At 65.1% G+C, this 13,396-nt stretch carries 13 protein-coding genes; 9 read left to right on the plus strand and 4 right to left on the minus strand.

Features of this window, described 5'->3' with window-relative positions; all coding sequences use genetic code 11:
- Positions 1-55 precede the first annotated feature (55 nt).
- A complete protein-coding gene (locus tag QN397_RS11490) occupies positions 56-283 on the plus strand; it encodes a TIGR02450 family Trp-rich protein (RefSeq protein ID WP_323500949.1) in 228 nt (75 codons plus the stop codon).
- 147 nt (positions 284-430) lie between these two features.
- On the opposite strand, the gene QN397_RS11495 is transcribed toward QN397_RS11490, so the two are convergent.
- The 4 genes from QN397_RS11495 to QN397_RS11510 form a co-directional block, all read right to left on the minus strand.
- The gene (locus tag QN397_RS11495; RefSeq protein WP_323500920.1) at positions 431-1,801 is read right to left on the minus strand and encodes an NAD-dependent succinate-semialdehyde dehydrogenase; all 1,371 of its coding nucleotides are present in this window, start codon (positions 1,799-1,801) and stop codon (positions 431-433) included.
- 62 nt (positions 1,802-1,863) lie between these two features.
- Positions 1,864-2,547, minus strand: coding sequence for a type 1 glutamine amidotransferase domain-containing protein (locus tag QN397_RS11500; protein WP_323500921.1), 684 nt, complete (start codon positions 2,545-2,547; stop codon positions 1,864-1,866).
- 401 nt (positions 2,548-2,948) lie between these two features.
- Positions 2,949-3,791 (minus strand): dienelactone hydrolase family protein, encoded by an 843-nt coding sequence (locus tag QN397_RS11505; RefSeq protein ID WP_323500922.1) that lies wholly within the window; start codon positions 3,789-3,791, stop codon positions 2,949-2,951.
- Between the two features lie 111 nt (positions 3,792-3,902).
- Entirely contained in the window at positions 3,903-4,829 is a 927-nt protein-coding gene (locus tag QN397_RS11510; RefSeq protein WP_323500923.1) for a LysR family transcriptional regulator, read from the minus strand.
- Positions 4,830-5,076: 247 nt separating this feature from the next.
- On the opposite strand from QN397_RS11510, the gene QN397_RS11515 reads away from it, so the two are divergent.
- Genes QN397_RS11515 through QN397_RS11550 form a run of 8 tightly spaced genes read left to right on the plus strand, consistent with a single transcriptional unit; the run spans position 5,077 to position 13,235 of the window.
- A complete protein-coding gene (locus tag QN397_RS11515) occupies positions 5,077-5,853 on the plus strand; it encodes a 5-oxoprolinase subunit PxpA (RefSeq protein ID WP_323497504.1) in 777 nt (258 codons plus the stop codon).
- Between the two features lie 50 nt (positions 5,854-5,903).
- Positions 5,904-6,152, plus strand: coding sequence for an acetyl-CoA carboxylase (locus QN397_RS11520; RefSeq protein ID WP_323500924.1), 249 nt, complete (start codon positions 5,904-5,906; stop codon positions 6,150-6,152).
- 19 nt (positions 6,153-6,171) lie between these two features.
- Entirely contained in the window at positions 6,172-7,617 is a 1,446-nt protein-coding gene (locus QN397_RS11525) for an acetyl-CoA carboxylase biotin carboxylase subunit (protein ID WP_323500925.1), read from the plus strand.
- A gap of 5 nt (positions 7,618-7,622) precedes the next feature.
- Positions 7,623-8,522 (plus strand): allophanate hydrolase subunit 1, encoded by a 900-nt coding sequence (locus tag QN397_RS11530; protein ID WP_323500950.1) that lies wholly within the window; start codon positions 7,623-7,625, stop codon positions 8,520-8,522.
- Positions 8,512-9,516: a biotin-dependent carboxyltransferase family protein gene (locus tag QN397_RS11535; RefSeq protein WP_323500926.1), complete on the plus strand. Its 1,005-nt coding sequence runs from the start codon at positions 8,512-8,514 to the stop codon at positions 9,514-9,516. The genes QN397_RS11530 and QN397_RS11535 overlap by 11 nt, the downstream gene beginning before the upstream one ends.
- 47 nt (positions 9,517-9,563) lie before the next feature.
- Entirely contained in the window at positions 9,564-10,649 is a 1,086-nt protein-coding gene (torT, locus tag QN397_RS11540; RefSeq protein WP_323500927.1) for a TMAO reductase system periplasmic protein TorT, read from the plus strand.
- Positions 10,650-10,680: 31 nt separating this feature from the next.
- Positions 10,681-12,192, plus strand: a complete 1,512-nt coding sequence (locus tag QN397_RS11545) for a sugar ABC transporter ATP-binding protein (RefSeq protein WP_323500928.1) — start codon at positions 10,681-10,683, stop codon at positions 12,190-12,192.
- Positions 12,189-13,235: an ABC transporter permease gene (locus QN397_RS11550; RefSeq protein WP_323497496.1), complete on the plus strand. Its 1,047-nt coding sequence runs from the start codon at positions 12,189-12,191 to the stop codon at positions 13,233-13,235. Before QN397_RS11545 ends, QN397_RS11550 begins: the two co-directional genes overlap by 4 nt.
- Positions 13,236-13,396: the final 161 nt, after the last annotated feature.

Here is a 13,396-nt window from a genome sequence, read left to right on the forward strand (position 1 = left end):
CGCTATGAGGCCGATTCCTGACCCCGGGGCGGTAGCGCCAGCGCCCAAACACTGCATGCGAAGGAACCCGCTCAGCCCGAAAAAGCTTTTGCTGACAAAGTGGACGGCGATGACGCCGCGCAATCGCGAGAAGCATTTCGTGGTGCTGCGGGTTATCGAGCCCGAGCCGCCGTCGATACGCGTCGAGCAGGTCGAACTGGAGGCCGTGCATTCCAAGCAGGTGTATTTGCTGCAATGGCGCGAACTGACCGACGCCACCCTGTGGCGCCAAGGTTGGGTCTGACGCGAGGCAGTCCCGGGCGTCTCCTGTCGCGGTTCCTGTCGCGGTTCCGTGACAAGCGTGAAACAAGGAAATTCTGCCGCTTGCTGCGCGTCTTGCCATGCGCCCGCGCAGTGCAAAAGCGATGCGGCCGTCATGCGGCGATGAGACTCAGGCGACGCGGATCAGCTTCTTGTTGACGAATTCCTGGATGCCGGCACTCGACAGTTCTCGGCCGTAACCGGAGTTCTTCACGCCGCCGAACGGCAGTTCCGGCGATGAGACGGCGCTGGAGTTGATGAAGACCATGCCGGTGTCGATGCGCCGGGCGACGTTTCGACCGCGCTCGATGTCGCTCGTGAAGACCGAGCCGCCCAGCCCGAAGGGCGAGTCGTTGGCCAGCTTGACTGCGGCATCTTCGTCGGGGACACGGAAGAACAGCGCCACCGGACCGAAGAACTCCTGGTGATACGCAGGGTTGTCGGGTGCGATATCGGTCAGGATCGTTGGCTGCATGAACTCGCCGCGCTCGCCGTCGATGCGCCTGCCGCCCATCAGCAGGCGTGCGCCCCGGCCGACCGCTTCTTCGACCTGGCCGAGCAGCGTCTTCAGCGCCTGCGACGACGACAGCGGTGCCAGCGTGGTCTCCTTGTCCATCGGGTCACCCGGCTTGAAGCCGGCCATCGCGGCCTGGAATACTTCCAGGAATCGATCGGCCAGCGACTCGACGACGATGATGCGCTTGGACGCTGTGCAGGCCTGCCCCGCATTGCCCATGCGGCCGCTGACGGCGTGTTTGACGGCCTTTTCGAGGTCTGCATCGTCCAGCACGATGAAGGCGTCGCTGCCACCGAGTTCCAGCGTGGTCTTCTTCAGATTCTTGCCTGCTCGGGCCGCGACCACCGCCCCCGCGCCTTCGCTGCCGGTCAGCGCGATACCGCGCACACGGTCGTCATCGATGATGCGGCCGATCTGATCCTTGGAGACGAACAGGTTGGTGTAGGCGCCGGGTGGTGCGCCGGCGTCCGACAGCAGCCCTTCGAAGGCCAGTGCGCACTGCGGCACGTTGGACGCATGCTTGACCAGCACGACGTTGCCGGCCATCAGGTTGGGCGCCGCGAAGCGCACCAGTTGGTAGTACGGGAAATTCCAGGGCTCGACACCGAAGAGGACGCCCAGCGGGCTGCTCTCGACCATCGCCTCGCCCCGGCTCGACGCCAGCCGCTCGGGCGCCAGGAATGCCTCGGCGTGATCGGCGTAGTAATCGAGGATGGCCGCGCACAGCGCGACCTCGCCCTGGCTTTGCGCGATCAGCTTGCCCATCTCCAGGCTGATCAACTCTGCGAAGCCCTGCGAGCGTTCACGCATGATGCTTGCCGCGCGCTTGAGGATTGCCTTGCGCTCCTCGAAGCTCGTCTTGCGCCAGTGGTTGCGGAAGCACTCGTCGGCGGCCTTGATGCTGGCCTCGAGTTGTGCGTCACTGATCTCGTCGAAGATCTTGCCAACCTCTCCGTTGTAGGGATTCGTGGTCTGGTAAGCCATGCGATGCTTTCTGTGGTGTGAATGGCGGGAGGCCGCGGCGTTGGCCGCGCGCCCTTTTGTCGTCAGCCCTGCTTGAGCTGGTCCAGCAGCGCGACGGCTGCGGCTTCGGACGAAGCCGGGTTCTGCCCGGTGATCAGCAGCCCATCGCGCACCACATGCGGCTGCCAGTCGGCCGCCTTGCTGTAGTGGCCGCCCTTCTCGATCAGCATGTCCTCGACGAGAAAAGGCACGATGGCGCTCAACTGCACTGCCGCCTCTTCGCTGTTGGTGAAGCCGGTGACCTTGCGGCCCTTGACCAGAGGCGAGCCGTCCGCCCCACGGACATGACGCAGCACCGCAGGCGCGTGGCAGACGGCGGCCACCGGCTTGCCCGCGGCGATCGTCGCCTCGATCAGGCGGATCGAGTTCTTGTCCTCTGCCAGGTCCCACAAGGGGCCATGACCACCCGGGTAGAAGACGGCATCGAAGCCGTCCCCCGAGACATCAGCGAGCCTGCCGGTGTGCGCCAGCGCAGACTGAGCCGCAACGTCGGCCTTGAAGCGCCGCGTCGCATCGGTCTGCGCGTCGGGCTCGTCGCTCTTCGGGTCCAGCGGCGGCTGCCCACCCTTGGGCGAGACGAGCGTGACCTGTGCGCCGGCGTCGGTGAAAACGTAGTACGGCGCAGCGAACTCCTCGAGCCAGAAACCGGTCTTGAGGCCGGTGTCACCCAGCTTGTCGTGCGAGCTCAATACCATCAGAATTTTCATGTCTTCTCCTTGTCGGGGGTGAAGCCGCCAGGCGCAGTTGTCGCGCGGAGCGGCGCGAGACGTTGTGTGAGGTAACCATGGCAGCGCTACCAGTCACATCACACGAATGTGTCGACGCTAGCCCGCCCCTCCTGCAGGTGGAAGGTGACAACCGCTGACCTCCTTGTCGGACAAGGTGTCGTCTGGCGTGGTGCAGCCTGAAGCTGTGCCATTTGGCCCGGGCGAGTCAGCATTCCCGCAACACTTCCGACTCGGCGAACGCACGTCGTGAAGACCCAGTCAGGGCAAGTTCCGGTGCCCCGCTGATTGTTCCGCGGGACGACTTCGAACGCCTCAAGTGGTCGTTCGGCTTTGGCTTTGGAACAGCGAGCCCTCCTGAGCTCGTCGCCCGGCTACCGCAATCAGGCCAGCGCCTTGCCGAATGTCGCCAGCAGGCGCGCCCAGGCGCGCTCGGATTGGGCGGCGTCGTACACCTGTGTATCGGGCGGGCACCAGCCGTGGGCCGCCGGATACACCTCCACCTCGGCCTGCAGCTTGGCGATGTCGAAAGCGGCGCGCAAGCTGGCCTTGGCTTCGGGATCTTTGGCGTCGTCGTTCTGGGCCACTGCAATCAGGTATTGGGCCTGCGTCTGGGCGACCAGGCGATGCGGGCTGTCGGGTCCTGCCGTCACCATCGCAGCGCCGTGGAAGGTTCCGACGGCGCCCACGCGGCCGGGCGCCACGGAGGCAGTGCGCACCGCGATCGGGCCGCCCATGCAATAACCGGTCGTGCCCAATTTGCGAGCCTTGTCTACCTCGGCTTGGGCATCGAGCCAGGCCACGAAGGTCTTGCCGTCGCTCAGATGCATGGCCGGCGTCAGGGCCTGCATCAGCGGCATCACCTGGGCGATTGGCGTCTGGCCGCCCTGCGCTGCGGTCGGCGCTTTCATCTGCCGGTAGAAGGGGTTCACCACCAGTACGCTATAGCCCGATTCGGCCAACCGTCGGCCCATCTGCCTGAAGGCGGGGCGAAGACCGAACACGTCGGGCCATACCAGCACGCCGGGTGCAGGGCCGGACGTGGGCGCGACGAAGTAAGCGTCGCAGCTGCCGTCTGCAGTAGTGATGGTCACCTCGCGCTCGGCCACCGCCGCAGCGTTGGCCACGGCGGGCAGCGCGGTCAGCAGGCCGGCGGATGCGGCCCACGTACCGAAGTCGCGGCGAGTGTATTTCTTAAGCTCTTCCTGGTCGTTCAGATCACACACGGTTGGTCACCTTATTTGAATCACGTCAAAACCGAGTTTTTGCCATGAATCGAGAAAGCCAGCAAGCAACGGGTGTTTTCCTGGCGCCCACTTGGCCGATCACCCAATCCTTCACAGCCGCCCGCGCCCCGCCCGCACCGAGGTCGGATCCTGGAACAGCTGCCTGAAGTAATCCCGAAACGCCGTCATTGCCGGCGTGGACTCGGTCCCCTGCTTCCACCCCAGGCCGATATTCATTGTCGGCACAGCGTCGCGCAGGTTGATCGTCTCGATGCGCTTGCCTTCCAGTGACCAGGGCCGGTAGACCATGTCCGACAGAATGGTCACGCCCAGGCCGTTGGCGACGGTGCTGCGCACCGCTTCGACCGAGCTCGTGCGCATGCGCACGGCCGGCTGGTGCGGCGTCTTGCTCCAGTACTTGAGGGTGGTGGCGGCCGCCTCGTCGACGGTGAGCATGATGTAGGGCTCGGCCACCAGGTCGGCGAGTGTGACCTCGGCCTTGTCGAGCAGCGGGTGCTTGGCCGGCACCCATAGCCGGCGTTGCGATCCGAAGAAGGTTTCCAGCGACAGCTCGCTCAGCACGACGTTCGACGTGAGCAGCACGCCCATGTCGTAGCGCTGTGTGATGAGGCCTTCTTCGATGGCTTCGCGCGCGACCTCGTGCACCTTGACGTTGACCTGTGGATGCAGCTGCGCAAAGCGCTGCAGGTGGTGCGGCAGGAAATAGCCCAACACCGTGTAGCTGGCCGCGACCGTGAGCGAGCCCTCCACCTGTGCGCCGTCGTGCGGCATGCGCTCGGCTTCATCTGCCGCAGCCAGCACAGCATAGGCGTGACCCAGAAAACGCCGGCCTGCTTTCGTGAGTTCGACGCCATGCGGATGGCGCTCGAAGAGCTGCTGGCCGACCAGTTCTTCCAGCTCGCGGATCGCAGTGGTCACGGCCGACTGCGAGATGTTGAGTTGAAGCGCCGCATGGGAGATGCGGCCGACCTCGGCAACGGCCGAAAAATACCTGAGCTGGCGAAGAGTGAGAGACATGCGTGACCTTGCAAGGGGGAGCCTGGGCAGCGAACAAGCGGCAACGGCCGCTTCGAGCGCGAAATTCAGATAGCCCGCAACCGCTCGCATCCGAGCGTAGCCTCGAATACCTGCCGCACCCGCATCTGTTTTTTAGATATCGCACCGTCTGAAAACAATGCTTTCGGTCTCTCGGTGCGCTGGCTAATCTCCGTTTCGCACTAAAGCCCATCCGGCAGAGTGCTCACCGAACCGAAGGCGAACGCAAGTGAAAAAGCTCATCGATCTGAACTCCGACATGGGTGAAGGTTTCGGCCCATGGACCATCGGTGACGGCGTCGACGAGCAGCTGATGCCGCTGGTGAGCTCGGCCAACATTGCCACCGGCTTCCATGCGGGCGACCCGAACATCATGCGCAAGATGGTGCTGCTGGCCCGGGACAACGGCGTTGGTATCGGTGCCCATCCGGGCTTTCGCGATCTGGTCGGGTTCGGGCGGCGCCACATCAATGCACCGGCCGACGAGCTGGTCAACGACATGGTCTACCAGCTTGGTGCACTGCGCGAGTTCGCACGGCTCGCGGGCATGAACTTGCAGCACATCAAGCCGCACGGCGCGCTCTACATGCATGCGGCGCGCGACGAGGCGCTGTCGGTCGCACTGGTCACGGCCCTGCAGATCATCGAACCCAAGCTGTATCTCTTTTGCATGGAGGCATCGGTGACCTATCGGGTGGCACGCGAACTCGGTCAGCCGGTGGTGCGCGAGTTCTATGCCGACCGCGACTACGACATGAGTGGCTCCATCGTGTTCACCCGGCACGTCGGCGCGCTCGACCCCGACACGGTGGCCCGCAAGGTGGTCCGCGCCTGCGAGGAAGGCATGGTGCGCACGGTCGATGGTCAGGATCTTGCAATCGACTTCGATTCGGTCTGCATTCACAGCGACACGCCCGGCGCGCTCGCGCTGGTGCGCGCCACGCGAAGCTTGCTGGCCGAAAAAAATATCCGCGTTGCAGGCATTGCCGAGCTGGGTTTGACCTGAGCATCGAGCGCAGTTCCCAGCCGAATTTCAGTTTCCCCCAGGAGTTACCGATGTCCGTTTCCCACGAAGTCCTGAGCCCGTTGCCAGGCACCTTCTATCGCCAGTCCGCACCCGATGCGCCGCCCTACAAAGCGGCGGGCGACGTGGTCGCGATCGGTGACGTGCTCGGCCTGGTCGAGGTGATGAAGCAGTTCAGTGAAGTCACGGCCGAAGTGGCCGGTACGCTGAAGCGCTACGCCATCGAAAACGGCGACCCGGTCGATCCCGGCCAGGTGGTGGCCCTCATCGAGGCAGATTGACGGACCCAGCAGCACCCACATGAAAGCCGTGTCCATCGAACCCGCCTTCGACAAACTGCTGATCGCCAACCGTGGCGAGATCGCGGTTCGCATCATTCGCGCCGCGAAGGAGCTGGGCCTCAAGACAGTCGCCGTTTATAGCGATGCCGACGCGACCAGCCTCCATGTGCAGATGGCCGACGAGGCGGTTCGCATTGGCCCGGCCCACGCCATCAAGAGCTACCTCGACGTCGATGCCGTGATGCAGGCGGCGGCCGACAGCGGTGCCGGCGCGGTGCATCCGGGCTATGGTTTTCTATCCGAGAACGCCGACTTCGCCGAGCGCGTGGAAACCGCCGGCCTGGTGTTCGTCGGCCCCACGCCGCACGCCATCCGCACCATGGGCAACAAGGCCGCAGCACGCGCCGCTGCGATGAAGGCCGGCGTGCCGACCGTCCCCGGTAGCGTCGGCGTGGTGACCGATGCCGACGCCGCCATCGCGCTGGCCGAAGACATCGGCTACCCGATCATGATCAAGGCGTCGGCTGGCGGCGGTGGTCGCGGCATCCGAGTCGCAAAAGACGCAGAAGAACTGCGGCAACAGTTCACCACCGCCACAGCCGAAGCACAGGCCGCTTTCGGCAACGGCGAGGTGTACCTGGAGCGTTTCGTTCGCCAGGCGCGCCACATCGAGGTGCAGATCCTCGGCGATGGCCAGCGCGTGGTGCACTGCTTCGAGCGCGAATGCTCGCTGCAGCGGCGCCGTCAAAAGGTCTGGGAAGAAGCGCCCTCGGCGGCCATCGGCGAAGCCACGCGCACCGCGCTGTGCGAGTCGGCCTTGCGGCTTGCCAATGCGGTGTCTTACCGCGGCGCCGGCACGCTCGAATATCTGTACGACGACGACACCCGCGAGTTCTTCTTCATCGAGATGAACACGCGCATCCAGGTCGAACACCCGGTCACCGAGATGATCACGGGCATCGATCTGGTGAAAGAGATGCTGCGCATCGCGCTCGGCCAGCCGTTGCGGTTGAAGCAGGAGGACATACGCCTCACGGGTGCCGCCATCGAGGTGCGCATCAATGCGGAGAACGCGGCCAAGAACTTCATGCCGAGCCCTGGCGTGGTGTCGAAGCTGGTCGTGCCGGGCGGCCCCGGCGTGCGCTTCGACAGCATGCTGTACGAAGGTTACAAGGTGCCGGCCTACTACGACTCGCTACTGGGCAAGCTGATCGTGCACGACACCGACCGCGCCAGCGCGTTGGCCCGCATGCGGCGCGCGCTCGGTGAACTCAAGGTCGAAGGCATCCACACGACCATTCCGCTGCACCGCGCGCTGTGCGACGACGCGGCCGTGGCCGAGGCCGCGTTCCACACCGGCTTTCTTGAAACATGGCTGACGGCGAACCCGTTGGAACCCGCCGTGCCACCTGCCACCCCGCCCGTCACCCTGACCGTCACCCTGCCCACGAAGGAAAACGCATGAGCGACATGAAGGACTTCACTGCTGTCCCGGCCAAAGCCCGCTACACCTTCGGTGGCGACGAACACCTCTTCGTCGAGATCAGCGAGGAGATGTCGCTGGCCGCGTTCTTCAAGGGCATGGCGATCTGCACCGAATTGCAGCGCCGCGCCCTGCCCGGCGTGACCGAGATTTGCCCCGCCAATGCGGCGCTGCTGGTGCGCTTCGACCCCGACGTGATCGCGCCCGATGCGTTGCTGGCAACCCTGCAATCCATCGAGGCCGACCTGGGCGATGGCGCCCTGCAACTTCAGACCCGCATCATCGAAATCCCGGTGCTCTACAACGACCCGTGGACACACGAAACCTTGATGCGCTTTCGCGAGCGTCACCAGGACCCAACCAGCACCGACATCGAGTACGCGGCCCGCATCAACGGCCACGCCTCGGTCGACGAATTCATCGCGGCCCATTCCGGCGCACCCTGGTTCGTGTCGATGGTCGGCTTCGTCGCAGGCCTGCCTTTTCTGTTCCAGATGGTCGAGCGCGAAAAGCAGATCGAGGTGCCCAAGTACCTGAGCCCGCGCACCGACACGCCCAAGCTCACACTGGGCCACGGCGGCTGCTTCAGCTGCATCTACTCGGTGCGAGGCGCGGGCGGCTACCAGATGTTCGGCGTGACGCCGGCGCCGATCTTCGACCCGGCCCAGCGGCTGTCGTACTTCAAGGACCTGATGGTGTTCTTTCAGCCGGGCGACATTGTCAAGTGGAAGCCGATCGACCGCGTCGAATACGACCGACAGATCGCCGAGGTCGAAGCCGGCACCTATGCGCTGCGCATCGTGCCGGTGTCCTTCTCGCTGAAGGAATTTCTCGCCGACCCGAACGGCTACAACACACAACTGCTGAAGGTGCTCCATGGCGATTGACGTGCTCAAGCCGGGTCTCGCGACCAGCGTGCAAGACGCCGGCCGCCCCGGCTACTACAACCTCGGCATTCCGCTGTCGGGTGCGCTCGACCAGCAGAGCCTGCTGCTCGCCAACCTGCTGGTCGGCAACGACGCGGGTGCTGCCGTCATCGAATGCACGCTGCTCGGCCCCGAGTTGCAGTTCGATGCGCCGGCGACGGTGGCCGTGACCGGCGCAGAAGCCAAGGTGAAGGTCAACGGCATCGAAGTGCCGCGGAATGAAAGCTTCTCTGTGCAGGCCGGCGACAAGCTGAGCTTCGACTTCATGAAGCTGGGCGCGCGCATGTGCATCGCGGTGGCCGGCGGCATCGATGTGCCGATGGTGCTCGGCAGCCGATCGACCTACGGCCTCGGCGCCTTCGGCGGTTTCAATGGCCGCAAGCTCATGGCGGGCGACAAGCTGCCGGTCGGCGCGCCCTCTTCTACCGCTTACACCGCGTCCACTGCATCCGCCGCGCGAGCCGGCAGGAGTGCGCCAGCCGAACTCGTGCCGGTGCTCGGCAAAGAGATCGAACTGCGCGTGCTGCCGGGCTTGTATTTTCATCGGCTGCAGGAGGTGTCGATGCAGAGCTTCTTCGCCGACACCTGGACCGTGGGCTCGGAAGCCGACCGCATCGGCTACCGCTACAAGAACGGCACGCCGCTGAAGTTCGTCGAACGCACGCCGCCGTTCGGTGCCGGTGCCGACCCTTCGAACATCGTCGACGCCGGCTACCCCTACGGCTCGATCCAGGTGCCGGGCGGCCGCGAGCCGATCATCCTGCACCGCGATGCCGTCTCCGGTGGCGGCTACGCGATGGTCGGCACGGTCATCAGCGCCGACATGGACCTGATCGCGCAGATGCAGCCCAACCACAAGGCCCGCTTCGTCGAAGTCGACATGGCCGGCGCACTGGCTGCCCGTGCCGAAAAGCGGCAAAGACTCGCCCGCTTGCGTGCCGCGCTCGCCGCTTGAATCACTTTTTTCCCAGCGTTTCTTTTCATCCACCCAAGGTATTCACCATGAACCGTTCATCCCTGCGCGTCTCGCTGCTCGTCAGCTCCCTGATGGCCACCGCCACCATGTGGCACGGCACCGCTTCGGCGGCAGACTGGTTTCCCTACAAGGCCGAGTCCACCGAGCCGGCCTTCGCGGCCGACGGCAAGAAGTCGCCGATCGACTACAAGCCGCTGGCCAAGGCCTCGAAGAAGTGGGATATCTGCGTGTCGTTCCCGCACATGAAAGATGCGTACTGGCTGGGTGTCGACTACGGCGTCATCGAAGAAGCCAAGCGCCAGGGCGTGAAGCTGCAGGTGGCAGACGCCGGCGGCTACACTAACCTGAGCAAGCAGGTCTCGCAGATCGAAGACTGCGTTTCACGCGGCGCCAACGCAGTGATCATCGGCGCGATCTCGGGCGATGGCCTGAACAACGTCATCAAGGCGACGGCCGCCAAGAAGGTGCCGGTGATCGACTTGGTCAACGGCATCAACTCGCCGGACATCTCGGCCAAGTCGCTCGTTTCGTTCTACACGATGGGCCAGAGCACCGGCGAATACCTCGCCAAGAAGCACCCGGCCGGCTCGCCCCCGGTCAAGGTCGGCTGGTTCCCCGGCCCTGCCGGCGCCAGCTGGGTCGAAGCCGCGAACAAGGGTTTCATGGACGCTGTCAAGGGCAGCGCCGTGGTGGTGCTCGACCCCAAGTACGGCGACACCGGCAAGGAAGTCCAGTCGAAGCTGGTCGAAGACGTGCTGCAAGCCAACCCCGACCTCGCTTACGTGGCCGGCACTGCGGTCACCGCCGAAGCCGCCACCGGCGTGCTGCGTTCGCGCAACCTCGACAAGAAGGTGAAGGTGCTCTCGTTCTACATGACGCCAGGCGTCTACGAAGGCATCCAGAAGGGCCGCATCGTGGCCTCGCCGGCCGACTCGATGGTCATCCAGGGCCGTATCGCGGTCGACCAGGCGGTGCGCCTGCTCGAGGGCAAGGAAGTGACCAAGCATGTCGGCCCGAAGATCTTCGTGGTGGACAGCGCGAACATCAAGACGGTGAAGCTCGACGACATCCTGCCGCCTGCCAGCTTCAAGCCGGTGTTCGAAGTCAAGTGAGCCCGGCTCTGCTGGCTTCGTGACCCGCGCGATGAGTGCCGCCGTCCCGCTGCTGCAGACGGTGGCGCTCAGCAAGCGCTACCCCGGCGTGCTCGCGCTCGACGATGTCGACTTCGAGCTGCGCGCTGGCGAAGTGCATGTGCTCTTCGGCGAGAACGGTGCCGGCAAGTCGACGCTGATCTCATTACTCGCCGGCGCCAACACGCCGACGAGTGGAGAGATTCGCCTAAACGGCGAGCCCGTCAAATTCTCGAGCGTGCACGACGCGCGGCGGCTCGGCATCAGTGCGGTGTTCCAGGAGTTCTCGCTCATCCCGACTCTCTCGGTTGCACAGAACCTGAGCCTGGGCGACGAGCCGCGCAAAGGCGGCCTGCTCGACCGCAACGCCGTGCGCGAGCGTGCGAAAACCATGCTGGCCGACCTCGGTTTCGAGATCGACCCCACCGCGCCGGTGTCAGGCCTCACGCGCGCACAGCAGCAGATGGTCGAGATCGCCAAGGGCCTGCGCGGCGATGTCTCCGTACTCATCCTCGACGAGCCGACCGCGTCTCTCACCGACAAGGAAACGCAGCGCCTCTTCGAGCTCGTCGCGCGGCTCAAGGCCCGCGGCGTGGGCATCGTCTATATCTCGCATCGCATTCAGGAGATCGCGCAGATCGCCGACCGCATCACGGTGCTGCGCGACGGCCGGAAGATCACGACCGTCGATGCCGCCGCGACCAACGCCGACCAGCTCATCGAGCTGATGAGCGGCCGCGCCATCGAACAGATCTATCCACACATCGCCAACCGGCCAGGCGATGTGGTGCTGCAAGTCGCAGGCCTGAGCTCGCCCAACGGCGTGCGCAATGCGAGCCTCGTGGTGCGCCGCGGCGAAGTGGTCGGGCTGGCCGGCCTCGTGGGCTGTGGCAAGTCGGAACTGTTCCGCGCCATCTACGGGCTCGATGCGGTGAGCGAAGGCAAGGTCACTTTCAAAGGCCAGGAGCGTACCGGCGCCACCGTGCGCAAGCTGCTCGACGAAGGCCTCTTCTATCTGCCGCCCGACCGCAAGGCCGAAGGCCTGGTGCTCGGCTTTACCTCGCACGCCAACATCACGCTGCCGCTGGTGAGCGGCCCGCTGCGCGGCCACGGCGGCTGGCTGCGCAAGCGGCTCGCTCGCAAGCTCTCGTCCGATGCCGCAGCGCGGGTCGAGCTGGCGCCGCGCAACCTCGACCGGCCGGTCGCGCTGCTCTCGGGCGGCAACCAGCAGAAGGTGCTCTTCGGCAAGGGCATGACGCGAGAGGCGGCCCTGTACGTTTTCGACGAGCCGACGGTCGGTGTCGATGTCGGCACGCGCAGCGCGCTCTACAAGGTGATCCAGAGCTTGTGCGAGGGCGGTGCGGCCGTGGTCGTGATCTCGTCGGACTTGCCCGAGGTGCTGCACCTGAGCCACCGCGTCTATGTGATGTGCCGCGGCGAGATCGCCGGCGAGCTGCAGGGCGAAGCGATCAACCAGTCGCGTGTGCTCAATCTGTTTTTCGGCTCCAACGAAAGCAAGTCATGAATCCGAGTCCTGCCGTCGCGGCGGCAACCCCGCGTGCCTCCGGCGTTGCGCACCGCGTTCTTGGAATGTTGCGCAGCATGTTCCTGCGGCTGGGTGTGTTGCCCTTCATGCTGGCGATCGCCTTCGTCGTGTTCAGTACGCTGTCCGACCAGTTCCTCACCGTCCAGAACCTGGTCAATCTGCTGCGCCAGTCGGTCTATCTCATCCTCGTGTCGCTCGGCCAGATGCTGGCGCTCGTCACCGGTGGTTTCGATCTGTCGGTCGGCACCGTCATGGCGATCACCTCCGTGGTGTCGGCGATGGCGATGCAAAGCCTGGGCGTGGCGTTGCCCGACGCAACCTGGGTCGTCGTCATCGTCGGCTGCCTGTGCGGCATGCTCGCCGGCCTCACGGTCGGATTGGTCAACGGCATCGGCATTGCATTCATCGGCGTATCGCCTTTTATCGTGACGCTCGGCGTGCAGTCGATCGGCTTCGGCATCGCGCTGTTCCTGACGGGCGGCGTGCCGGTGTCGGGCTTGCCGAGCGAGTTCAGCGACCTGTTCGGCTTCGGCACGCTGCTCGGCATCCCGATACCGATTCTTGTGACGGCCGTGTGCGTTGCCGGCATCGGCATCCTCATGGGCCGCACTCCAACGGGCACGCACTTGCTGGCGGTCGGTGGCAATGCCAAGGCGGCTGCGCTCTCGGGCATCGACACGCGTCGTGTCTTGCTGGTCGCCTATCTGCTGTGCGCCGGCCTCGCTGCGGTCAGCGGACTGCTGCTCACGGCCCGCGTCGAAACCGGTGAAGCCAATCTGGGCGGCACGGTGGCGCTCGAGTCGATAGCGGCCTGCGTGATCGCCGGCGTCAGCCTGCGTGGCGGCATCGGCCGTGTGCCCAACGTGGTGATGGGCGCGATCTTCATCGGCCTGGTGCAGAACGGCATGAACCTGGCCAGCGTCGGCTCGTATCTGCAGATGGTGGTGCTCGGCGCATTGCTGATCGTGGCGGTGGTGGCCGATCAGCTCCGCCATCGCATGGTGATGCCGGGCGGGCACTGACCAGAGAGGCGCGCGCGACGCGCGCGGACTAACACGCATTGCGCCTTTTGCGCAAACGGCGGCTCCCGGCCTGCGCCCAGCGCGGTCGTGTACCTTCCTGTCATGTGAGAGGTCTAGGCTGCACCTGTCTAGGCAACCTGACCCGTTCGCACATATGGCAC

The sequence above is a fragment of the Variovorax sp. RTB1 genome, from assembly GCF_035018765.1.
GTDB lineage: Bacteria > Pseudomonadota > Gammaproteobacteria > Burkholderiales > Burkholderiaceae_C > Variovorax.